Source organism: uncultured Oscillibacter sp., assembly GCF_900544955.1.
Lineage (GTDB): Bacteria > Bacillota > Clostridia > Oscillospirales > Oscillospiraceae > Oscillibacter.
This window is the reverse complement of record NZ_UQXD01000014.1, coordinates 1-22,359: the sequence shown is the minus strand read 5'-3', so window position 1 is coordinate 22,359 and position 22,359 is coordinate 1. Positions and strand designations below refer to the sequence as shown.

The window sequence follows — 22,359 nt, the reverse complement described above, 5'->3', positions numbered from 1 at the left end:
CTTTGCTGACTTACATCGCGTCGCCCAGCGTCTCAACAATACATCCTTTGCTTGCATAGTATTGAAGCATCTCGTCGATTTTCCTTTTATCGTAACTGGTGATACAATCAGACAGCGCATGAACGGTGTACCCGGTTTTTGACATATTATAACAGGTGGATTTTACACAGGCGATGGCGTCTGCACCGGCAATGTAAAATTCAGTAATTCCATTTTCACGTACAAAGGCGGCAAAGGCATCACTTGTTAACGCATTCCCTTTGGTTTTTGTAAAAATATGTTCGGACACTATTTTCATATCGGAGACCAATTCAGCGCCAAGAGTGCCTGGCTTAAATGTCCTTGTTCCAGCGGAGAGATTGTTGTGTTTGATGTATACAACATGAATCTCATTGCTGGATGCCCAATCAATCGCGTTGTTGATGTTTTCGATAATTCCCTTATAATTTTTGGTGATGTCATTTTGAATATCAATGACGACCAATGCTTTATGTTTCATAATTTTCCTTCTCTTTTCTACATGGCGCGTTGACGAATGATTGAGTCGCTCTCCGCTTGAACTCCCAACTTGTCAAGTACGACTTCTCCGGCGGAGACGATGTCACCATCTCTTCACTCAGATTCCCCCTCGTTGGCCTCCTGGGCCACCAGCTCCTCCCGGGGCAGCTCCGCGGGGAAGCGGACGGAGAGCACCGCCTGGGGGTAGTTGAAGGACAGGGCGGCGTGACGGCCCCGGGTTTGGGCCGTCTCCTCCAGCGCCCGGACCAGCTCCCCGAGCACCTCTCGGGTCAGAGGCCCGCCCCGCCAGTGGAACACGAACGTCTGCCCCTTCCGCAGGGGCATCTGCGCCCGCTTGCACACCTCCTCCACCTTGGTGAGGGACAGCTTCTTCTCCTTATAATAGAAGCGGCCGCCGTCCCGGCAGGGGGGGAGGGGGTAGAGGGCGGGCTGGTGGTCCCGGAAGAGGCGCTGGTCGTCCAGGTTGAAGTAGTCGTACCGGAGGGCGCCGCCCTGGCCCAGGGAGTTGTCAAAGGTGGCGTCCAGGTGGTAGGACTGCCCGTCCAGCCGGACGATGTTCCAGGCGTGGCGGTACTTGACGCCCGCCTCCGGCGCGGCGTCGGAGACGGCGATGACGCACCACAGCCCCAGGGTGTCGCAGAGCAGCTTCACCGTCTTGGCGATGCCCTCGCACACCCCCACCCCCTGGCCCAGGGGGCCGATGATCTCGTGTGAGTAGGGCTTTTTCAGCTTGTCGTACCGGACGTTTTCGCAAAGGAAATCGTGGATGTAGCGCTCTTTGTCCCAGTCGCTCAGTGCCCGGGCGGGGCGGCAGAGCTTCTCCACCCGGGCGGCCAGGGCCCTCTGGTGGTCCCGGATCTTCCCCTTGTCGAAGAGGTACTCCGGCAGCAGCTCCACGCTCTCCGCCCCCGGGGCGAAGCGGTAGGAGAAGCCGGTGACGTAGAAGATCTCCGGGCAGTCCAGCCGCAGCTGGAAGAAGAGGTCGCTGAGGACCTGGTTTTCCAGCCGGGGCACGGAGAAGCGGGGGCTGAGGGCGGCGAAGCCGGTTTTCATGGCGTGGTAGGCCGCCTGCTGGGGACGGGAGAGGCGCTGGTGGTAATAGGCTTCCATGGGCAGGGGTTCCTTTCCGTCGTCAGAGCACGTCGATGCCCAGAATGCGGGCCACCACGGCGGCCTGGGAGGGGTCGATCCGGGCGCCCTTCAGTTCGGCGCAGGTCTCCGACAGAGAGATTTGGTCCAGGGTGCAGGTGGAGAGGTCCGTGGCCTTGAAGCTGGTGCGGAACAGCTCCGCCCCGGTGAGGTCCACCCGGCAAAAGACGGTCCGCGTCAGCCGGGCGGAGGCCAGGGCCGCCCCGGAGAGGTCGCAGTCGGACAGGGCGGTGCGCTCCAGCGCCGCCTCGGTGAGGTTGGCATAGCGCAGAAGGCACTGCTCCAGGGCGCAGCCCTTGAAGCGGCACCGGCGCAGGTCCGCGCCGTCGGCCTTGGTGCCGGCGAGGCGGGTGTCCCGCCAGTACGCCGCCGCCAGGGGGCTGCGGAGGAAGAGGCAGCTCTCAAAGGTGCAGCCGTAGAAGGCGGCCCGGGTGAGATTGCAGTCGGCGAAGGTGCAGCGGTCGAACACGGTGTCCCGGAACTCCAGGTCCGACAGGTCCAGCTCCCGGAAAAAAAGGCGGCGGAAAGCCGCCGGGGGCAGGCAGCCGTCCTGCTCCCGGGCCTCCGCCGCCGCCTGTTCCAGCGACGCCACGTCAGTCCCGGATTTCCCGGACCATGGCGCGGTAGGACTCCACCAGGGCCAGGGCGTCCAGCCCGGTGGTGACGCTGTCGTAGCCCTCCGCCGCCCGCTTCCGGGCGGTCTGGGCGTCGCCGCAGAAGATGAAGGCCATCTTGTTGTTGACGTGGCAGGCCGTGAGGATGCGATCCATGGCGGCGCGCATCTCCGGGCAGTCGAATTCCAGAGGGCGGCCCAGGGCGATGGACAGGTCGAAGGGGCCCACGAAGATGCCGTCCACGCCGTCCATAGCGGTGATCTCCTCGATATGGGCCAGGCACCCGGCGGTCTCGCACTGGGGGATGAGCAGCGTCTCCCGGTTGCAGCGGGCGAAGTAGGTCTCCGTGCCCTGGAGGGACTCGGCGTCGTAGCCCCAGCCGCCGTCCCGGGTGGGGCAGAAGCCCCGGCTGCCCAGGGGCGGGAACTTGGCGTACTCCACCAGTCTGCGCACCTCCTCCACCGTCTCCACGGCGGGGATGATGAGGCCCTGGGCGCCGTAGTCCAGGGGCTGGAGGACCTTGTCCCGGGCGATACCGTTGATGCGGACCAGGGGGACGATGCCCGCGGCGTCGGCGGCAGTGATGGCGGCGGTGAGGAATTCGATGCCCACGGCGGTGTGCTCCGTGTCGATCAATACGTAGTCCAGGCCCGTGCGGCCCAGGCACTCCACGGCCACGGGGCTGGCGAGCTGGGTGAAGGTGCCGACGGACAGCTCTTTGTTCAAAAATTTCTCTTGGATGCGGTTCATGATCTGGTCACTCCTTATTTTCTTTTGGCTTTTTGCTGTGGAAGCCATAAAAGCTCTTCAAAACTCCGGATATACACGTCGCAGTAGCTGCGCATCTCCCGCTCGTCCTGGGCGAAAAAGCCGTCGTACACGCCCACCACCCGCATCCGCGCCCCCCGGGCGCCCCGGCAGGCGGAGAGACTGTCGTCAAACACGGTGCACGCCTCCGGACGGGCGCCGTTTTCCCGGGCCGCCGCCAGCCACACCGCCGGATCCTTCTTCTCCAGGCCCAGGCGCTGGGCGAAGGTGATGCTCTCAAAATACTTGGAGAGCTCCAGCCGCTCCAGGGCGGTGTGGCAGTGCTCCGGCACGCTGGAGGTCACCACCGCCATCCGTCGGCCCTCGGCCCGGCACTGCTTCAGATAGGCCCGGACCCCGGGTTTCACCGCCACGTGGGCGTAGGCGTCCCGGGCCATGTCCATCCACTCGGCCATGATGGCCTCGCAGGACTCCTCCAGGTGGCAGAACTCCCGGGTAAACTGGGCGGCCAGGGGCAGAATCGTGTGGGCCACGCCCTCGTAGTAGGCGTGGGTGTAGGGGAGGCCCCGCCGGGCCAGGAACGCCCGGTCCACCTCCTTCCAAACGCCGTTGGAGTCGATGAGGGTGCCGTCCATATCGAAGAGAAACATCGTCTATGCATCCTCCTTTTCCAGCCAAAACCGCCAGGGGAAGTCCCGGGCCTCCTCCGCGTAGTCCACGCCGATCCGGGGACCGGCGCAGATGTGCTCCGGCCCGGGCGGGGGGCAGGAGAGCCCCACGTCCGCCGGGGAGTCGCACACGAAGAGGGTGCCGCCCGTCAGGTCCAGGCGGTTCTCCGCCCGGGTGAGGGCCAGGGCTTGGCAGACCTTGCCAGGCCCGTTCAGAAAGTGCTTTTGCCGGTAGGGGGTGAGGGGGCCCTCCCCAAAGCGCAGGCGGCGCATGACCTCCGCCCCCGCCACCGGCTCCACGGCCCGGATCAGCACCGCCGCCGGCTCTCCCTCCGGCTCCGTCACCAGGTTCAGGCAGTGGTGCATGCCGTAGATGAGGTAGATATAGGCGTGGCCCGGGGCCAGGAAGAGAGGGGCCGTCCGCTCCGTTTTGCGGTAGCCGTAGGCGTGGCAGGCCTTGTCGCACCGGCCCACGTAGGCCTCCGTCTCCGTGATGCGGCCCGCCAGCAGCACCCCGTCCAGCCGCCGGACCAGGCAGCGGCCCAGGAGCCGTTTGGCGGTTTCCACAGTGTCCCCGCTGTAAAATTCCCGGGAAAGCCTTGCCATTTCCTCACCTCGATGCTAAAATACCACTCTGTTACGGTCTTTAGACGGCTAGTATACCACGGAATGAAAGTTGGAGCAAGTACCATGAAAGTGAATCGCATCCGCCAGAATGTCTTCCCGATGCTGGCCGCCTTGATCTGGGGCACCGCCTTCGTGGCCCAGAGCGTAGGCGCCGAGCTTGTGGAGCCCTTTACCTTCAACGCCGCCCGGTCCGCCATCGCCTTCTTGTTTTTACTGGGGCTGTGCGCCCTGCTGCGCCGCCGCCGGCAGCGGGACTTCTCCGGCGCGGCGGAGGCCCGCCCCGCCGCCCGCCGGGACCTGGTGCTGGGCGGCATCTGTTGCGGCGTGGCGCTGACGGTGGCCACCAACCTCCAGCAAAAGGGGCTGGAGACCACCACCTCCGGCAAGGCGGGGTTCATCACCGCGCTGTACATCGTCATTGTGCCCATCGCGGGCATCTTCTTGCGCAAGAAGGCCCCCCGGGTCATCTGGGTCAGCGTGGCGCTGGCGGTGGCGGGGCTGTACTGCCTGTGCATCAAAGAGGATTTCGCCGTCTCCGCCGGGGACTTCTACATCTTGCTGTGCGCCTTCTGCTTCTCCGCCCACATCCTCATCATCGACCACTTCACCCAGCGGGTGGATGGGGTGGAGCTCTCCTGCATCCAGTTCCTGGTGACGACGGTGCTCTCCGCCGCGGGGATGCTGGCCACGGAGACGCCCTCCCTGGCGGCGGTGGGCGCGTGCATCGGCCCCATTTTGTACGTGGGCATCTTCTCCAGCGGCGTGGCCTACACCCTCCAGATTCTGGCCCAGAAGGACTCCAACCCCACGGTGGTGTCGCTGTTGCTGAGCCTGGAGTCCGTGTTCGCCACCCTGGCGGGCGCGCTGCTGCTCCATGACCGGATGAGCGGGAAGGAGTACTTCGGGTGCCTTTTGATGCTGGCGGCGGTGGTGCTGGCCCAGCTTCCCCCGCCCCGGCGGCGGGCGGCGGCGGGCGCCCGGGGCTGAAACGGCAAAAAAACGCCCCGCTCCCTTGTGGAACGGGGCGCTTTTTGGTATAATACTCTATTAGATTATTATGGGAGCGGCTGCGTATGGAAGCGGAGACCCGGCGGAAAAGTGGAAACGGCCTGTATGAATGGCTCCGGGCGCTGGTGTGCGCGGTGATCGCGGTGGTGCTGGCGTTCACCTTCACCGTCCGGGTGGTGGGGGTGTCCGGCGGGTCCATGCGGGAGACCCTCCAGGACCAGGACCGGCTGGTGGTGGTAAATCGCTTCTGGTGCGGGGACTACCGCCCCGGGGACATTGTGATTGTGGGCGGGGCCTTCGAGGACCGGGAGCTGATTGTCAAGCGGGTCATCGCCACGGCGGGACAGACGGTGGACATCGACTTCGACGGCGGCACCGTCTATGTGGACGGCGCGGCACTGGAGGAGCCCTACATCCGCCAGCAGACCCACCGGGAGGAGGGGACGGTGTTCCCCCTGACGGTGCCGGAGGGTTGCGTGTTCGTCATGGGGGACAACCGCAACGACAGCCGGGACTCCCGGGACCCGGTGCTGGGGCCGGTGGATACCCGCGCCATCATCGGCCGGGCGGTGTTTTTGCTCCTGCCGGGGCAGACGGAGGACCTGGAGGCCCGGGAGTGGAGCCGGATCGGAATTTTGAAGTGAGCTGAGGAGAGCGGAGCCATGCAGGAAAACGAACAGGAAAAGGAACAGGAGCAGGCGGGAAGGGACCTCTACGAGTGGGTCCAGGCCCTGGTGTGCTCCGTGCTGGCGGTGGTGGTGCTGTTCACCTTCATCATCCGGCTCATCGGCGTGGACGGCCACTCCATGGTCCCCACCCTTCAGGACGGGGACCGGCTGCTGGTGCTCAACTCCATGCTGTACGACGATTACCGCTACGGTGACATCGTGGTGCTGCGCAAGGAGGCCTTTTTGGAGGAGCCCATCGTCAAGCGGGTCATCGCCACGGCGGGGCAGACGGTGGACATCGACTTTGAGACCGGCAGCGTCTATGTGGACGGCGCACTGCTGAAGGAGAGCTATATCAACGAGCTGACCTTCCTGGAGGAGGGGACGGCGTTCCCCCTGACGGTGCCGGAGGGCTGCATCTTCGTCATGGGGGACAACCGCAACCGCTCCAACGACAGCCGGGACATCCGGCTGGGGACGGTGGACACCCGCTATGTCATCGGCAAGGCGGTGTTCCTGGCCTTCCCCGGGCCGGACGAGGCCACTGAGAAGCGGAACTTTGGCCGGATTGGGGTGATTGCGTGAACATTCAATGGTATCCCGGGCACATGACCAAGACCCGCCGGATGATCGCCGAGCAGATCCGGCACGTGGACGCGGTGTGCGAGATTCTGGACGCCCGCATCCCGGTGTCCAGCCGGAATCCGGACGTGGACGAGCTGACGGCGGGGAAGCCCCGGCTGGTGGTTTTGAACCGGGTGGACCAGGCGGACCCGGAGGGGACCCGGGCCTGGGCCGCCTATTTCCGCGCCAGGGGCTACGCCGTGCTGGAGTCCGACGCCAAGGGCGGCGCGGGCACGGGGAAGTTTGCCGCCGCCGTCCGGGAGCTGCTGGCGGACAAGCTCCGGGCCTACGCGGAGAAGGGCCAGGTGGGCCGGGTGGTCCGGGTGATGATTCTGGGCATCCCCAACGTGGGCAAGTCCACCTTTATCAATAAGGTGGCGGGGCGGAAGACCGCCAAGACCGAGGACCGCCCCGGCGTCACCCGGAGCAAGCAGTGGGTGCCCATCGACAGGGGGCTGGAGCTGCTGGACACCCCGGGTATCCTCTGGCCCAAGTTCGAGGACCAGAGCGTGGGTCTGAACCTGGCCTTCACCGGCGCGGTGAAAGACGACATCCTGGACGTGGAGACCCTGGGCTGCCACCTGACGGCCTACCTGGGGGAGCGGTATCCCGGGGCGCTGGAGAGCGCCTACAAGCTCTCCGCCCTGCCGGAGCGGGAGGCGGAGGAGAACGACGTGGCCTGGGGCTACCGGCTGCTGGAGGCCGCCGGGCGGCGGCGGGGCTTTCTGATCTCCGGCGGCGAGGTGGACACGGAGCGGATGGCGAAGATCCTGCTGGACGAGTTCCGGGCGGGCAAGCTGGGGCGCTTCACCCTGGAGCTGCCGTCGTGACGGCGGCAGCCGGCGCGGCGAAGAGGGAGGAGCGGAGCATGGACCTTTGGACCTTTGAGAGCGCCCAGTGGGCCGCCGGAGCGGAGACCCTCTGCGGTGTGGACGAGGCGGGGGCCGGCCCCCTGGCGGGGCCGGTGTATGCCGCCGCCGTCATTTTGCCCCGGGAGGCCGATCTCCCCGGCCTGAACGACTCCAAGAAGCTGACGGAGAGGCGGCGGGAGGTCCTCTACGGTCTCATTACCGCCCAGGCCGCCGCCTGGAGCGTGGCCTGGGTGGAGGCGGCGGAGATCGACCAGCTGGATATTCTGAACGCCCGGATGCTGGCCATGCAGCGGGCCATCGACGGCCTTTCCGTCGCGCCGGACCTGTGTCTCATCGACGGCAATCGGGACCACGGCAGCCGCTGCGCCGTCACCGCCCCCCACCTCTGCCTGGTGGGCGGCGACGGGAAGAGCGCCTCCATTGCGGCGGCCTCCATCCTGGCCAAGGTCAGCCGGGACCGGTACATGTCCGGCGAGCTGGACCGGCAGTATCCCCAGTACCAGTTTGCCAGGCACAAGGGCTACGGCACCAAGGCCCATTACGAGGCCCTGGACGCCTACGGCCCCTGTCCCGCCCACCGGGTCACGTTCCTGAAAAAATGGGCGGGGCGAACGCCGTGAGGGGGACGAAGGGCGCCGGGGACCGGGGCGAGGCGGAGACGGCCAAATACCTGCGCCAGAGGGGCTACACCCTCCTGGCCAGCCAGTGGCGCTGCCGCTTCGGGGAGCTGGACCTGGTGGCCCGGGACCGGCGGGGCACGGTGTGCTTCGTGGAGGTGAAGCTCCGGGGGAGCGGCGCCATCGCCCTGCCCCGGGAGTTTGTGGACCGGCGGAAGCAAGAGCGGCTCCGGGCCGCGGCGGCGGCCTACCTCTCCTGCCACGGGCTGGACGCCCCCGCCCGGTTCGACGTGGCGGAGGTTTACGCGGAGAGCAGCGGCGCCCTGCGGGTGGAGTATCTGGAGGATGCCTTTGAATAGAGAATTGTTCCTGAAAAGGGAGGAAATGAAGATGAAGTATTACAGCACGCGGGACAAGCAGGTGCGCATGACGGCGGCGGAGGCCATTCAGATGGGCCTCTCCCGGGACGGCGGGCTGCTGACGCCGGAGACCATTCCCCAGATCGACGAGGCGTTTTTGGCCGGCCTGATCCCCGCGCGGTACCAGGAGCGGGCCGCCAAGGTCATGGCCCTGTACCTGACGGATTACACGGAGGCGGAGCTGCTGGGCTTTGCGGAGAATGCCTACGGCCCGGAGAAGTTCGATACCCCCGCCGTAGCCCCGCTGCGGAAGGTGGACGCGGCGACCTACTGCCTGGAGCTGTGGCACGGCCCCACCTCTGCCTTCAAGGATATGGCCCTCCAGATGCTGCCCCAGCTCCTCTCCGCCGCCCTGGGCAAGACCGGGGAGGACAAGACCGCCTGCATCCTGGTGGCTACCTCCGGCGACACCGGCAAGGCCGCCATGGAGGGCTTTGCGGACGTGGCCCAGACCAAAATCCTGGTCTTCTACCCCAAGGACGGCGTCTCCGCCGTCCAGGAGGCCCAGATGCTCACCCAGGAGGGGGAGAATGTGGGGGTCTGCGCCGTGGCGGGCAATTTTGACGACGCCCAGGCCGGAGTGAAGCGCATCTTCTCCGACGCGGCCATCCGCAGGACCCTGGCGGACCGGGGGTACTTCCTCTCCTCCGCCAACTCCATCAACTGGGGCCGCATCCTGCCCCAGGTGGTCTATTACATCTCCGCCTACTGCGACCTGCTGGGCCAGGGGGTGGTCCGCATGGGGGAGAAGGTGAACTTCTGCGTCCCTACGGGCAACTTCGGCGACATTCTGGCGGCCTATTACGCCAAGCGCATGGGACTGCCGGTGGGCCGCCTGATCTGCGCCTCCAACCGCAACGACGTGCTGACGGACTTCCTCCGCACCGGCGTCTACGACCGGAACCGGCCCTTCCACACCACCATGAGCCCCTCCATGGACATTCTGGTGTCCTCCAACCTGGAGCGGCTGCTCTTCGACCTCTCCGGGGAGAACGACAGGGAGGTCCGGGGCTACATGGAGGCCCTGGCGAAAGAGGGGCGGTACGAGGTGAGCCCCGCCGTGAAGGCGGCCCTGGCGGAGCAGTACTGGGGCGGCTTCTGCGACGAGGCGGGCACCGCCGCCGCCATCGCCCGGTATTACCGGGAGTACGGCTACCTCATCGACACCCACACCGCCGTGGCCGCCAGCGTGCTGGAGCAGTACCGGGCCGCCACCGGGGACGAGACCCTCACGGTCTTCGCCTCCACCGCCTCCCCCTATAAGTTCTGCAACCACGTCCTCGCCGCCATCGGAGAACCGGCGGCGGGAGACGGCGTGGAGCTGCTGGACCGGCTCCATGCCGCGAGCGGCGTGGCGGTGCCCCGGCGCCTGGCGGCGCTGAAGGGCAAGGCCCGCCGCTTTGACCGGACCTGCGAAAAGCCGGAGATGGACGGCGTGGTGCTGGACTTCCTGCGCTGAGATTCCGGCGCCGCCGGACCGCTGAGACGCGGGAGCGGCCGGAGGACTCCGGAGCGGAAGTGAGCCCGGCAGCGCATCGCCCTCACCGTGGGGACGGTGCCGTGCGTCCCGGGGAGCGGGGGTGGTCGAGCTCGCGTCCCCCGGTGTTCGTGAGATTGGGCGAGGGCGGCGCGGTACCGGGGCTGCTGGCCATGCTGGCGGCGCCGTCCCAACCGCGGGAAGGGCGCCGCCCGGCCCCGGTGATGGCCGGGGCGGCGGCATGACTGCCCCGGCTGCGGCTAGCTCTTCGTCTGCGGCGATGAGGAGGAGATCGAATGAAGCGTCTGGAGCGGAAATGGGCCCGGCGGTGCACCGTCCTCGCCGGGGTGACGGTGCTGTGCGCCCTGCTGCCCTGGGGAGCGGGACTGGTGGGGCTCACGTCCCCGGTGTTTGTGCTGCTGGGCGTGAGCGGCACGGTGCTGGGGCTGCTGGCCCTGCTGGTGGCGCGCCTGCGGCACCTGGGCTGCCCCAACTGCGGCAAGGGCGTGGCCCGGCCTCAGTGGCGGCCTGGGCGGCGGTATTACTGCCCCTGCTGCGGAAAGCCCTTCGTCTACGACGACGAGGAGGAGATCGAATGAAGCGGATGGATCGGAAATGGCTCCGCCGGACCCAGGCCGCCGGGGCGGCGGCGCTGGTTTTGGCGGTGTTGGCCGGAGCGGTTCCGGGGGCGGCGGGCGTGCTGTGCCTCCTGCTGTTTTTCGCGGCGGTGGCGGTCCTGCTCCTGGGCCTGACCCGCCACCTGCGCTGTCCCGGCTGTGGGCGGTGCCTGGTCTTCTGGCGGACGGCGGCGGAAAATTCCTTCTGCTCCGTGTGCGGTACCCGGTTCGACTGGACGGAGGAGGGGCCCCGTCCCAATCACTGACTGAAAAGGAGGGGTTGCATGGCCCTCTATGCCATCGGGGACCTGCATCTGTCCCTGAGCGCGGACAAGTCCATGGAGGTCTTCGGCCCCGCCTGGGAGCACTATGTGGACCGGATCGAGGCGTCCCTCTCCGCCCTCACCGCCGGCGATACGCTGGTGCTGGCGGGGGACACCTCCTGGGGCATCGACCTTCCGCAGGCGGAGGCGGATTTCCGCTTTTTGGAGCGGTTCCCCTGCAAAAAGCTGCTGGTGAAGGGCAACCACGACTACTGGTGGTCCACCGCCTCCAAGATGCGGGGCTTCTTCGCGGAGAAGGGCCTCACCACCTTCGACATTCTCCACAACAACAGCTTCCCCTATGGGGATTACGCCGTGTGCGGTACCCGGGGCTGGTTTTTGGAGGAGGAGCAAAAGCCCCACAACGCCAAGGTCCTCAGCCGGGAGGTGGGGCGGCTGGAGGCCTCCCTTCAGGCGGCGGGGGGGCGGCCCATTTTCTGCTTTCTCCACTACCCGCCCCTCTACCAGGGCTACCAGTGCCCGGAGATTCTGGCGGTGTTGGAAAAATACCCCGTGGCGTGCTGCTGCTACGGCCATCTCCACGGCCCCGCCATCAAGCGCCGGCTGGAGGGGAGCTGGGGGCGGACGGCCTTTTCCCTGATCTCCGCCGACCACCTGGGCTTTGTTCCAAAAAAAATCTGCGATTAAGTGAAAAAAAGCTAGCATTTTCTAGATTTTTCTGTTAAAATATTGATTCGCAACGGCGTTTAGCCGCTGATTGAACGGAGGAGTAAACATCATGACTGTGAAGAACTGCGAAAAACTTGAAAAGAGCCAGGTCGCGCTGACCGTGGAAGTCGGCGCGGCGGAGTTTGAAGCCGCCGTCGAAAAGGCATATCAGAAGATGCGCAAGAAGATCAACGTGCCGGGCTTCCGCCCCGGCAAGGCCCCCCGCAAGATCATTGAGGGCATGTACGGCGCAGAGGTGTTTTTCGAGGAGGCCATTAATATTGCGTTCCCCGATGCGTATGAGGCCGCTGTGAAGGAGCAGGCGCTCCAGGTGGTGGGCTACCCCTCCGTGGAGATGGAGGGCGAGTGCACCAAGGAGGGCTTCACCTTCAAGGCCACCGCCCCCGTATATCCCGAGGTGACCCTGGGCGCGTACAAGGGCCTCTCCGCCCCCAAGGACGAGGTGAAGGTCTCCGCTGCCGACGTGGACGCCAAGCTCAAGGAGCTGAGCGACCGGAACACCCGCCTGGTGTCCGTGGAGCGGGAGGCCAAGGAGGGTGACACCGCGGTGATCGACTTCGAGGGCTTCCTGGAGGGCAAGCCCTTCGACGGCGGCAAGGGGGAGAACCACAGCCTGGAGCTGGGGTCCCACAGCTTTGTCCCCGGTTTTGAAGAGCAGATCGTGGGCATGAAGGCCGGCGAGGAGAAGAGCATCGACATCACCTTCCCCGAGGACTATCACGCGGACCTGGCCGGCAAGGCCGTGGTGTTCCAGGTGAAGGTCCACGAGGTGAAGGAGAAGGAAGTGCCGGAGCTGGACGACGAGTTTGCCAAGGACGTCTCCGAGTTCGACACCCTGAAGGACCTGAAGGCCGACCTGAAGAAGAAGCTCACCGAGGAGCGCCAGCAGGCCGCCGACCGGGCCTTCGAGGACGCGCTGATGGAGCAGGTGGCCGAGGGCCTCACCGCCGACGTGCCCGACGCCATGGTGGAGGCCCAGTGCCGCCAGTTCCTGGACAACTTCAAGATGCAGATTTCCCAGCAGGGCATCCCCTATGAGCAGTACATGCAGATCACCGGCATGGACGAGGCCAAGCTCCTGGCCGACGCCAAGGAGCCCGCCGCCCGCCAGGTGCGGATGGACCTGGCCCTGGCCGCCATCATCAAGGCCGAGAACGTGGAGGCCACCGACGAAGAGGTGGAGGCCGAGTTCCAGAAGATGGCCGAGCAGTACGGCATGGATCTGGAGACGGTGAAGAAGTACCTCCAGGCCGACCAGGTGCGGGACCAGCTGGTGAGCCGCAAGGCCCTGGCCGTGGTGGTGGACAGCGCCACCGCCACCAAGCCCGAGAAGAAGACCGCCGCCAAGGCCAAAAAGGCCGAGGAGGGGGAGGAGTCCCAGAAGGCCGAGGGCGAAGAGAAGCCCAAGCGGACCCGCAAGACCGCCAAAAAGGCGGAAGAGGCCGCAGAAACCGACGCCGAGTAAAAATTTGGCAGCCGATCCCGGCACTTTTTACAGATTCGACACATTCTCTCATGGTGCCTGTGGTATCATGAGAGAATGGTTTATAGCCACAAAAGAACGGAGGTTATCAAAGTGAGTTTAGTCCCTTATGTTGTGGAGCAGACCAACCGGGGAGAGCGGTCCTACGACATCTTCTCCCGGCTGCTGAATGACCGGATCATCTTCCTGGGGGAAGAGGTCAACGCCACTACCGCCAGTCTGGTGGTTGCCCAGCTTTTGTATCTGGAGTCCCAGGACCCGGACAAGGACATCCAGCTTTATATCAACAGCCCCGGCGGCTCCGTCACCGACGGCATGGCCATCTATGACACCATGCAGTACGTCAAGTGCGACGTGTCCACCATCTGCGTGGGCATGGCGGCCAGCATGGGCGCCTTCCTCCTCTCCGCCGGCGCCAAGGGCAAGCGCATCGCCCTGCCCAACGCGGAGATCATGATCCACCAGCCCTCCGCCGGCACCCAGGGGCAGATCACCGATATGGCCATCCACCTCAAGCGGCTGGAGATCATCAAAAAGCGGATGAACCGCATCCTGGCGGAGAACACCGGCAAGTCCCTGGAGGAGGTTACCGCCGCCTGCGAGCGGGACAACTTCATGAGCGCCGAGGAGGCCAAGGAATTCGGTTTGGTAGACAAGATTCTCTCCGGCAAGAAGTAAAATTCCCAGAAACCGAGGTAATACCATGAACGACGACGGCAAAAAGACGCTGCGGTGCTCCTTCTGCGGCAAGCATGAAAACCAGGTGAACCGCATGATCCAGGGCCCGGGCGTGCGCATCTGCGACGAGTGCGTGCGGCTTTGCATGAGCATTTTGAGCGACGGCTTCGAGGAGGAGGACCTCCCTCTGGAGGACATCCCCGACCAGCTGCCCACCCCCCAGGAGATCAAGGCCGTACTGGACCAGTATGTGATCGGCCAGGACGAGGCCAAGGTGGCCCTCTCCGTGGCGGTTTACAACCACTACAAGCGCATTTTCTTCGGCGGCGGCGAGGATGTGGAGCTGCAAAAGAGCAATATTTTGATGCTGGGCCCCACCGGCTCCGGCAAGACGTTGTTCGCCCAGACCCTGGCCCGCATTTTGAAGGTGCCCTTTGCCATCGCCGACGCCACCACCCTCACCGAGGCCGGCTACGTGGGCGACGATGTGGAGAACATCCTGCTGCGGCTGCTCCAGGCCGCCGATTTCGACGTGGAGCGGGCGGAGCACGGCATCATCTATGTGGATGAGATCGACAAGATCGCCCGGAAGAGCGAGAACACCTCCATCACCCGGGACGTGTCCGGCGAGGGCGTGCAGCAGGCCCTTTTGAAGATTGTGGAGGGGACCGTGGCCAACGTTCCGCCCCAGGGCGGGCGGAAGCATCCCCACCAGGAGTTCATCCAGGTGAACACCCGGAACATCCTCTTCATCTGCGGCGGCGCCTTCGAGGGTCTGGACAAGATTATCGAGCACCGGCTGGACCAGAAGAGCATCGGCTTCGGCGCCAACGTCCAGGGGAAGAAGGAGAAGGACACCAGCAAGATCCTGCGGGAGGTCCAGCCCCACGACATCCTGAAGTTCGGCATCATCCCGGAGCTGGTGGGCCGCCTGCCGGTCATCGCGCCGCTGGACGCCCTGCGGCGGGAGGACCTGGTGCGCATTCTCCAGGAGCCCAAGAACGCGCTGGTGAAGCAGTACAAAAAGCTGCTGGAATACGACGACGTGGACCTGGTGTTCGAGCCGGAGGCCCTGGAGGCCATCGCCGACATGGCCATCGAGCGCAACATCGGCGCCCGGGGCCTGCGGGCCGTGATGGAGGGCATCCTCATCAAGATCATGTACGACATTCCCTCCGATCCCACCATCGTCAAGGCGGTCATCACCCGGGCGTGCGTGGAGGGGAAGGCCCAGCCCGTGCTGACCCGGGATCCGGAAAAGGTCAGCTATTCCGTGAAATTGAACACCGGCAAGGGTGAGCGGCCGGCCACCGGCAGCTCCGCCCCCAAACCGGCGTCTTAAGAGGGGAGAAGGGGGGACGCCGCAGGCGTCTCCCTTTCCCTGTTTGTACTTCCAAGAAAGGAATCGTCTCCTATGGAACCGACCACACTGAACATTCCCGTCCTGGCCCTCCGGGGCCTGACGGTATTCCCCCACATGGACCTGACCTTCGACGTGGAGCGCCCCATCTCCATCGCCGCCCTGGAGCGGTCCATGGAGGCGGACCAGGACATCTTCCTGGTGACCCAGCGGGAGATCGGCGTCAATGCGCCGGAGGAGAAGGACCTGTACGTCGTGGGCACCGTGTCCCACATCAGCCAGATTCTGCGGATCTCCCAGACCTCCATCCGCTGCGTGGTGGAGGGGCGGCAGCGGGCCCGCCTGCGCCGCCTGTGGCAGACCACCCCCTTCCTCCAGGCCAACGTGGAGGTGCTGGAGGAGGAGACCCCCACCGAGGCCTTCCGCCGCAGCCCCCGGACGGAGGCCCTGCTGCGCCAGACCTGGAACCTGTTCAGCGAGTACGCCGAGCTTGCCGGCGGCATCCCGGAGGAGGTCGTCGCCACGGTGATGGACAGCCGGGACGTGGGATATCTGGCGGATTTCATCACCCAGAACATCGCCCTGCGCCACTCGGACAAGCAGGAGATTCTGGAGGAGATGGCCCCCTTCGTCCGGCTGCGGAAGCTGAACGGCTTCCTGGCCCGGGAATGCAACGTCCTGGGCTTTGAGCACGAGATGGAGGGCAAGGTCCGGGACCACCTGGTGCGGACCCAGCGGGAGCAGATTCTCCGCACCCAGATCCGCGTCCTCCAGAGCGAGCTGGGGGAGGGCGAGGACGGCGACGACGAGATCGACGGCTACCGCCAGCGGATCGTCGCCCTGGGCCTGGAGGAAGACACGGAGAAGTACCTCCTCAAAGAGGTGAACAAGCTGGCCAAGCAGCCCTTCGGCAGCGCCGAGGGGGCGGTGATCCGCAACTACCTGGACGTGTGCTTGGAGATGCCCTGGAACACGGAGACCCGGGAGCGGGTCAGCGTGGACGCCGCCCGGAAGGTGCTGGAAAAGGACCACTTCGGCCTGGAAAAGGTGAAGGAGCGGATTCTGGAGACCATCGCCGTCCGGCAGATGAACCCCCAGGGCAAGGGGCAGATTCTCTGCCTGGTGGGCCCGCCGGGCGTGGGCAAGACCTCCATCGCCATCTCCGTGGCCAAGGCGCTGAACCGGAAGCTGGCAAGGCTCTCCCTGGGCGGCGTCCGGGACGAGGCGGACATCCGGGGCCACCGGAAGACCTACATAGGCTCCATGCCCGGCCGCATCATCGAGGCCATCAGCCGCAGCGGGTCTATGAATCCACTGCTGCTGCTGGACGAGATCGACAAGCTGGGCAACGACTACCGGGGAGACCCGGCCTCCGCCCTGCTGGAGGTGCTGGACAGCGAGCAGAACGGCTCCTTCCGGGACCACTTTTTGGAGATTCCGGTGGATTTGAGCAAGGTACTCTTCATCACCACCGCCAACACCACCGACACCATCCCCCGGCCTCTGCTGGACCGGATGGAGGTTTTGTCCCTCTCCAGCTATACCGACGAGGAGAAGGTGCAGATCGCCCGGCGCCACCTGCTGCCCAAGCAGATGGCGGAGCACGGCGTGCCCAGGGGTACCCTCCGGGTGAGCGAGGAGGTGCTCCGCGCCGTCATCCGGGATTACACCCGAGAGTCCGGCGTCCGCCTGCTGGAGCGGCGGCTGGCCGCCCTCTGCCGGAAGACGGATATGCTCCTGCTGAAGGGAAGTGTAAAGAGATTGACCGTTACAGAGGAGATGCTGCCGAAGCTGCTGGACTGCCAGCCCTATCCCCCCGCCCTCCACACGGAGCGGGAGGAGATCGGCGTGGTGAACGGCCTGGCCTGGACGGAGGCCGGCGGTGAGATTCTGGAGGTGGAGGTCAACGTCATGGAGGGCACCGGCAAGCTGGAGCTCACCGGCAACCTGGGCGACGTGATGAAGGAGTCCGCCCAGGCGGCCCTGAGCTGCCTGCGGAGCCGGGCGGCGGCTCTGGGCATCCCCGGGGACTTCTACAAGACCCGGGACATCCACGTGCACTTCCCGGAGGGGGCGGTGCCCAAGGACGGCCCCTCCGCCGGCATCGCCATGGCCACCGCCATGCTCTCCGCCCTGACGGACCGGAAGATCAAGGCGGGCTATGCCATGACAGGTGAAATCACTTTACGGGGCAGGGTGCTGCCCATCGGCGGCTTGAAGGAGAAGACCATGGCCGCCCGGCGCAACGGCCTCCACACCGTGCTGATCCCCAGGGACAACGTGCGGGATTTGGAGGAGATCGACCAGACGGTGCGCGCCGCGCTGCGGTTTGTGCCGGTGGAGACGGTGGACCAGGTGTTCGCCGAGATCCTCTGCCCGGAGAGCGACCCCATCCGGGAGGAGGTGGCGGAGCTGGTCACCGCCTTCGCCCCCATCCCCCGGGAGAGCGCCGGGGAGACCGCCCTGCGGCAGTGAAAAGGAGCACACATGGCATTGAATTTTGGTAAGGCGGAGTTTATCCGCTCCGCCTCCGCCCGGGACCACTTCCTGCGGGACGGACTGCCCCAGTTTGCCTTCGCGGGCAGGTCCAACGTGGGCAAGTCCTCGGTCATCAACCGGCTGCTGGGGCGGAAGAACCTGGCCTACGTGGGGGCCGCCCCGGGGAAGACCACCCAGATCAACTACTTTCTGGTGGACCGGCGGGCCTATCTGGTGGATCTGCCGGGCTACGGCTACGCCAAGGTCTCCAAGACCGAGAAGGAGCGCTGGGGCCGCCTGATGGAGCAGTACTTCGAAGAGGGCGGGGCGCGCATCACCTGCGGTGTGCTGATCGTGGACATCCGCCACAAGCCCACGGCGGACGATCTGACCATGCACACCTGGTTCCGCGAGACCGGCTGCCCGGAGATCGTGGTGGCCAACAAGCTGGACAAGCTGAAGCGCAGCCAGGTGGACCCGGCCCTGGCGCTGATCCGGGAGACCCTGGAGCTGGGGGAGGAGGACACGCTGGTGCCCTTCTCCGCCGAAAAGGGCGACGGCAAGGAGACCCTGCTGCGGCTGCTAAACGCCGCCTGCGGGCAGTGAGGGGAAAAACGGGAGAGGAAGGGGCCTCTCCCGCTTTTTTCGGGAAAATCTTGCGGAACCCTCTATGCAAACCCGGAAAAATACGCTAAAATAGACACGTTGAAAATTCCGAGGAGACAATGGAGGTTTTTGTCATGGCAAAGCCTGTGTATAAGCGGGTGCTGCTGAAGATCAGCGGCGAGGCCCTGGCCGGGGACAAGCACACCGGCCTGGATTTCGAGGTCATCGGCCAGGTCTGCGACGTGCTGAAGGAGTGCCTGGAGATGGGCGTGCAGGTGGGCCTGGTGGTGGGCGGCGGCAACTTCTGGCGGGGCGCCAAAAACAGCGGCGGCCGCATGGAGCGCACCCGGGCGGACCACATGGGCATGCTGGCCACGGTGATGAACAGCCTGGCGCTGGCGGACGTGTGCGAGCAAAAGGGCATCCCCGTCCGGGTCCAGACCGCCGTGGAGATGCGGGCCATGGCGGAGCCCTACATCCGCTCCCGGGCCATCCGGCATTTGGAGAAGGGCCGGGTGGTCATCTTCGGCGCCGGCACCGGCAACCCCTATTTCTCCACCGACACCGCCGCGGTGCTGCGGGCGGCGGAGATCAACGCGGACGTGATTCTGCTGGCCAAGAATGTGGACGGCGTCTACTCCGCCGACCCGGTGAAGGACCCCGGCGCCGTCAAGTACGACACCATCAGCTACGATGAGATTCTCGCCCAGCACCTGATGGTGATGGATTCCACCGCCACCTCGCTGTCCATGGACAACCGTATCCCCGTGCTGCTCTTTGCCCTGAAGGACCCCCGGAACATTCTCCGGGCCCTGTGCGGCGAGAAGGTGGGCACCATTGTCAAGGATTGAGTTTGTCAGCGACCTCCCATAAACACCAAGTGAAAGGAAGGACCCCAACATGTTGAAGGATGAATACAAGGTATACGAGGAGAAAATGAGAAAGAGCATCGACTCCGTTGCCGCGGACTTTGCCTCCGTGCGGGCGGGCCGGGCCAACGCCGCCGTGCTGGACCGCATCATGGTGGACTACTACGGCAGCCCCACCCCCATCCAGCAGATCGCCGCCATCTCCTCTCCCGATCCCCGGGCCCTGCTGATCGCCCCGTGGGACAGCTCCGCCCTGAAATCCATTGAGAAGGCCATCCAGAACTCCGACTTGGGCATCAATCCCCAGAACGACGGCCGGAACATCCGCCTCAGCTTCCCCCAGCTGACGGAGGAGCGCCGCAAGGAGCTGGTCAAGCAGATTCACAAGTACGCCGAAAACGGCAAGGTGGCGGTGCGCAACATCCGCCGGGACGCCATGGAGCGCTTCAAGAAGCTGGAAAAGGCCTCCGAGATCACTGAGGACGACCTGACCCAGATGGAGAAGGACCTGCAAAAGCTCACCGATGACAGCTGCAAGAAGCTGGATGAGCTGCTGGCCAAAAAAGAGAAGGAACTGATGGCGGTCTGATGGCAAATAGTTGGAAAAACGGCGATACGGCGGGGCAGACAGGGTGTCTGCCTCGCCATATTGCGATTATTATGGACGGCAACGGCCGCTGGGCCACCCAGCGGGGCCTGCCCCGCACCGCCGGGCACAAGGCGGGGGCGGAGACCTTCCGCCGCATCGCCACCCACTGCAAGAACCGGGGGGTCCGCTATCTGACGGTGTACGCCTTCTCCACGGAGAACTGGCGGCGCAGCGCCGACGAGGTGCGGGTCATCATGGGCCTTTTGAAGCGCTACCTCCTGGAGGCGGTGGACACCATGGAGCGGGACCACATCCGCCTGCACTTTTTTGGGGACCTGACGCCCCTTTCCCCGGAGCTGCGGGCCCTGGCCCGGGAGACCGACGAGATCACGGAGCATCTGGCCGCCGACGATTTCCAGGCCAACGTCTGCCTGAACTACGGCGGCCGGGACGAGATCCTGCGGGCGGTGCGGCAATTTGCCGCGGACTGCACCGCCGGGACCTGCCGGCCGGAGGACCTGGACGAGGGGCGCTTCTCCGGGTATCTGGACTCCCGGGGCATCCCGGACCCGGAGCTCATCATCCGCCCCAGCGGGGAGCTGCGGTTGAGCAACTTCCTGCTGTGGCAGTGCGCCTATTCGGAGTTCTATTTCACGGACACCCTGTGGCCGGACTTCGACGAGGCGGAGCTGGACCGGGCCATCGCGGAGTATCAGAAAAGAGACCGCCGTTTCGGCGGTGTGAAGAAATAACGCTTCACAGGAAAGAAGGGCTGCTATGAAATCGAGACTGCTGGTTGCCGCCGTGGGCGTCCCCCTGCTGGTGTACGTGGTGCTGGGGGCGCCGCCCCTGGTGATGATGGCGGCGCTGTGCGTGCTCTCCGGCATCGGAGCCATGGAGCTGATGAAGTGCGTGGGCGTGGAGCGGGGGAATTACCTCTACGGGTGGACCGTCCTGTGCGCCGTGTTCTCCGTCAGCTGGTTTTACGACCGGCCGGAGCACGTGGTGATTTTGTGGTTTCTCTACATCCTGGTATCCTTCCTCTATGCCATTGTGAAGGCGGGGGAGATCCGGCTGCTCCACTTGCTGGCCGGACTCTTCGCCGTGGTGTGCGTGCCCTACTCCTTCGCCGCCTTCGTGCGGATGGAGGAGGGGGGCGTCCACCGGGCGTATCTGCTGCTGCCCTTCCTCCTCAGCTTCGCCTGCGACACCTTCGCCTACTTTGGTGGCCGCCTCTTCGGCAAGCACAAGCTGGCCCCCAAGGTCAGCCCGAAAAAGACGGTGGAGGGCTCCGTGGGGGGCATGGTGGGGAATCTGGCCTGCGGCCTGGCCTTCGCCTTTGTGATGGACCGGTGGTTCGGCGCCAGCATCGGCTACGGCCCCATGGCGCTGCTGGCCCTGGTGTGCGGCGCGGTGGCTCAGATCGGCGATCTGAGCTTCTCCCTCATCAAGCGGGAGTTCGGCGTCAAGGACTACGGCAGGCTCTTTCTGGAGCACGGCGGCGTGCTGGACCGGTTTGACAGCGTGCTGTTCGTGGCGCCGGTCATTGAGATTGTTTTAAGCTTTGTGAGATAGGATGGGCCTATGAAGAATACGATAGCAGTACTGGGCTCCACCGGGTCCATCGGCCGCCAGACCCTGGAGGTGGCGGAGCAGCTGGGGGTGCGGGTGGCGTGCCTGACGGCCAACACCGGCGCGGAGCGGCTGGAGGCCCAGGCGCGGCGGTTTGCCCCCCGCCTGGCGGTGCTGGTCGACGAGGCGGCGGCCAGGGACCTGGCGGTGCGCCTGGCGGACACCGGCACGAAGGTGCTGGGAGGCCCGGCGGCGCTGACGGAGGCCGCTGTGGCCCCGGAGGCGGACACCGTGGTGACCGCCGTGGTGGGCATGGTGGGGCTGCGGCCCACGCTGGCCGCCATTGGGGAGAAAAAGCGGATCGCCCTGGCCAACAAAGAGACGCTGGTCTGCGCCGGGGAGCTGGTGATGGACGCGGCGGAGCGGAGCGGGGCGGAGATTGTGCCGGTGGATTCCGAGCACTCCGCCATCTTCCAGTGCCTCCGGGGCTGCGCCCACCGCCGGGAGATCAGGCGGCTGATCCTGACCTGCTCCGGCGGACCCTTTTACGGCATGAGTTGGGACGAAGTGGGCAAAATGACGAAGGCGGATGCCCTGCGGCATCCCAACTGGACCATGGGGCCCAAGATCACCGTGGACTGCGCCACGCTGATGAACAAGGGGCTGGAGGTCATCGAGGCCATGCGGCTCTACCGCCTGCCGCTTCGGCAGGTGGACGTGGTGATTCACCGGCAGAGCATCGTCCACTCCCTGGTGGAGTACCGGGACGGGGCGGTGCTGGCCCAATTGGGCACGCCGGATATGCGCCTGCCCATCCGCTACGCATTGACGTATCCGGAGCGGGCGGAGAGCCCGGCGGAGCCGCTGGACCTGCTGGGCTGCCCGCCGCTGACCTTCGCCCAGCCGGACCGGGAGGCCTTTCCCTGCCTGGCCCTGGCGGAGGCCGCCGCGGCCCGGGGCGGCACCGCCTGCGCCGTGCTCAACGGCGCGAACGAGGTTGCGGTGGACGCATTCCTGCACGAGAAGATCCCCTTCGGCGCGATTGCGCGGCTGGTGGAGGAGAC

Annotated in this window: 26 protein-coding genes; 20 read left to right on the top strand and 6 right to left on the bottom strand. The window is 65.5% G+C overall.

Annotated elements, in window-relative coordinates:
* Positions 1 to 10 precede the first annotated feature (10 nt).
* From QZS21_RS05105 to QZS21_RS05080, 6 genes are all read right to left on the bottom strand, one after another.
* The gene (locus tag QZS21_RS05105) at positions 11 to 499 is read right to left on the bottom strand and encodes a cysteine hydrolase family protein (protein WP_295580972.1); all 489 of its coding nucleotides are present in this window, start codon (positions 497 to 499) and stop codon (positions 11 to 13) included.
* Positions 500 to 612: 113 nt separating this feature from the next.
* On the bottom strand, positions 613 to 1,629 hold the full coding sequence (locus QZS21_RS05100) for a transglutaminase domain-containing protein (RefSeq protein ID WP_295580970.1): 1,017 nt from the start codon (positions 1,627 to 1,629) through the stop codon (positions 613 to 615).
* A 22-nt stretch (positions 1,630 to 1,651) separates the two neighbouring features.
* The gene (locus QZS21_RS05095) at positions 1,652 to 2,260 is read right to left on the bottom strand and encodes a pentapeptide repeat-containing protein (protein ID WP_295580968.1); all 609 of its coding nucleotides are present in this window, start codon (positions 2,258 to 2,260) and stop codon (positions 1,652 to 1,654) included.
* 1 nt (position 2,261) lies between these two features.
* A complete protein-coding gene (locus QZS21_RS05090) occupies positions 2,262 to 3,032 on the bottom strand; it encodes an HpcH/HpaI aldolase/citrate lyase family protein (protein WP_295580965.1) in 771 nt (256 codons plus the stop codon).
* 14 nt (positions 3,033 to 3,046) lie between these two features.
* Entirely contained in the window at positions 3,047 to 3,700 is a 654-nt protein-coding gene (locus QZS21_RS05085; RefSeq protein ID WP_295580964.1) for an HAD family phosphatase, read from the bottom strand.
* 3 nt (positions 3,701 to 3,703) lie between these two features.
* On the bottom strand, positions 3,704 to 4,324 hold the full coding sequence (locus QZS21_RS05080) for a DNA-3-methyladenine glycosylase (protein ID WP_295580962.1): 621 nt from the start codon (positions 4,322 to 4,324) through the stop codon (positions 3,704 to 3,706).
* Between the two features lie 84 nt (positions 4,325 to 4,408).
* On the opposite strand from QZS21_RS05080, the gene QZS21_RS05075 reads away from it, so the two are divergent.
* The 20 genes from QZS21_RS05075 to dxr all read left to right on the top strand — a co-directional run.
* The gene (locus QZS21_RS05075) at positions 4,409 to 5,332 is read left to right on the top strand and encodes a DMT family transporter (protein WP_295580960.1); all 924 of its coding nucleotides are present in this window, start codon (positions 4,409 to 4,411) and stop codon (positions 5,330 to 5,332) included.
* A gap of 86 nt (positions 5,333 to 5,418) precedes the next feature.
* A complete protein-coding gene (gene lepB / locus QZS21_RS05070; protein ID WP_295580958.1) occupies positions 5,419 to 5,997 on the top strand; it encodes a signal peptidase I in 579 nt (192 codons plus the stop codon).
* Between the two features lie 18 nt (positions 5,998 to 6,015).
* Positions 6,016 to 6,606: a signal peptidase I gene (lepB, locus tag QZS21_RS05065; RefSeq protein WP_295580956.1), complete on the top strand. Its 591-nt coding sequence runs from the start codon at positions 6,016 to 6,018 to the stop codon at positions 6,604 to 6,606.
* Positions 6,603 to 7,475: a ribosome biogenesis GTPase YlqF gene (gene ylqF, locus QZS21_RS05060; protein WP_295580954.1), complete on the top strand. Its 873-nt coding sequence runs from the start codon at positions 6,603 to 6,605 to the stop codon at positions 7,473 to 7,475. Before lepB (QZS21_RS05065) ends, ylqF begins: the two co-directional genes overlap by 4 nt.
* Complete coding sequence (locus QZS21_RS05055) at positions 7,472 to 8,137, top strand: ribonuclease HII (protein WP_295580952.1); 666 nt, start codon at positions 7,472 to 7,474, stop codon at positions 8,135 to 8,137. The genes ylqF and QZS21_RS05055 overlap by 4 nt, the downstream gene beginning before the upstream one ends.
* On the top strand, positions 8,134 to 8,493 hold the full coding sequence (locus tag QZS21_RS05050) for a YraN family protein (protein ID WP_366557575.1): 360 nt from the start codon (positions 8,134 to 8,136) through the stop codon (positions 8,491 to 8,493). The genes QZS21_RS05055 and QZS21_RS05050 overlap by 4 nt, the downstream gene beginning before the upstream one ends.
* 31 nt (positions 8,494 to 8,524) lie before the next feature.
* Positions 8,525 to 10,012: a threonine synthase gene (gene thrC / locus QZS21_RS05045; RefSeq protein ID WP_295580948.1), complete on the top strand. Its 1,488-nt coding sequence runs from the start codon at positions 8,525 to 8,527 to the stop codon at positions 10,010 to 10,012.
* Positions 10,013 to 10,326: 314 nt separating this feature from the next.
* A complete protein-coding gene (locus QZS21_RS05040) occupies positions 10,327 to 10,629 on the top strand; it encodes a hypothetical protein (RefSeq protein ID WP_295580946.1) in 303 nt (100 codons plus the stop codon).
* The gene (locus QZS21_RS05035; RefSeq protein ID WP_295580944.1) at positions 10,626 to 10,913 is read left to right on the top strand and encodes a hypothetical protein; all 288 of its coding nucleotides are present in this window, start codon (positions 10,626 to 10,628) and stop codon (positions 10,911 to 10,913) included. The genes QZS21_RS05040 and QZS21_RS05035 overlap by 4 nt, the downstream gene beginning before the upstream one ends.
* An 18-nt stretch (positions 10,914 to 10,931) precedes the next feature.
* Entirely contained in the window at positions 10,932 to 11,618 is a 687-nt protein-coding gene (locus QZS21_RS05030; RefSeq protein WP_295580942.1) for a metallophosphoesterase, read from the top strand.
* A gap of 91 nt (positions 11,619 to 11,709) precedes the next feature.
* Positions 11,710 to 13,125: a trigger factor gene (gene tig, locus QZS21_RS05025; RefSeq protein WP_295580940.1), complete on the top strand. Its 1,416-nt coding sequence runs from the start codon at positions 11,710 to 11,712 to the stop codon at positions 13,123 to 13,125.
* 111 nt (positions 13,126 to 13,236) lie between these two features.
* Positions 13,237 to 13,821: an ATP-dependent Clp endopeptidase proteolytic subunit ClpP gene (clpP, locus tag QZS21_RS05020; protein WP_295580938.1), complete on the top strand. Its 585-nt coding sequence runs from the start codon at positions 13,237 to 13,239 to the stop codon at positions 13,819 to 13,821.
* Between the two features lie 25 nt (positions 13,822 to 13,846).
* Positions 13,847 to 15,163: an ATP-dependent Clp protease ATP-binding subunit ClpX gene (gene clpX, locus QZS21_RS05015; RefSeq protein WP_295580936.1), complete on the top strand. Its 1,317-nt coding sequence runs from the start codon at positions 13,847 to 13,849 to the stop codon at positions 15,161 to 15,163.
* A 72-nt stretch (positions 15,164 to 15,235) separates the two neighbouring features.
* Positions 15,236 to 17,656, top strand: coding sequence for an endopeptidase La (gene lon / locus QZS21_RS05010; RefSeq protein WP_295580934.1), 2,421 nt, complete (start codon positions 15,236 to 15,238; stop codon positions 17,654 to 17,656).
* A 12-nt stretch (positions 17,657 to 17,668) separates the two neighbouring features.
* Entirely contained in the window at positions 17,669 to 18,265 is a 597-nt protein-coding gene (gene yihA / locus QZS21_RS05005; RefSeq protein ID WP_295580931.1) for a ribosome biogenesis GTP-binding protein YihA/YsxC, read from the top strand.
* A 134-nt stretch (positions 18,266 to 18,399) separates the two neighbouring features.
* Positions 18,400 to 19,116 (top strand): UMP kinase, encoded by a 717-nt coding sequence (gene pyrH, locus QZS21_RS05000; protein ID WP_295580929.1) that lies wholly within the window; start codon positions 18,400 to 18,402, stop codon positions 19,114 to 19,116.
* A 49-nt stretch (positions 19,117 to 19,165) separates the two neighbouring features.
* The gene (frr, locus tag QZS21_RS04995) at positions 19,166 to 19,723 is read left to right on the top strand and encodes a ribosome recycling factor (protein ID WP_295580927.1); all 558 of its coding nucleotides are present in this window, start codon (positions 19,166 to 19,168) and stop codon (positions 19,721 to 19,723) included.
* 71 nt (positions 19,724 to 19,794) lie between these two features.
* Positions 19,795 to 20,475, top strand: a complete 681-nt coding sequence (uppS, locus tag QZS21_RS04990) for a polyprenyl diphosphate synthase (RefSeq protein ID WP_295580925.1) — start codon at positions 19,795 to 19,797, stop codon at positions 20,473 to 20,475.
* A 25-nt stretch (positions 20,476 to 20,500) separates the two neighbouring features.
* Positions 20,501 to 21,298 carry a phosphatidate cytidylyltransferase gene (locus tag QZS21_RS04985; protein WP_295580923.1) on the top strand — a complete coding sequence of 266 codons (798 nt, stop codon included), beginning with the start codon at positions 20,501 to 20,503 and terminating at the stop codon, positions 21,296 to 21,298.
* Between the two features lie 9 nt (positions 21,299 to 21,307).
* Positions 21,308 to 22,359 (top strand): 1-deoxy-D-xylulose-5-phosphate reductoisomerase (dxr, locus tag QZS21_RS04980; RefSeq protein ID WP_295580921.1); only part of this gene is annotated, 1,052 nt, incomplete at its 3' end.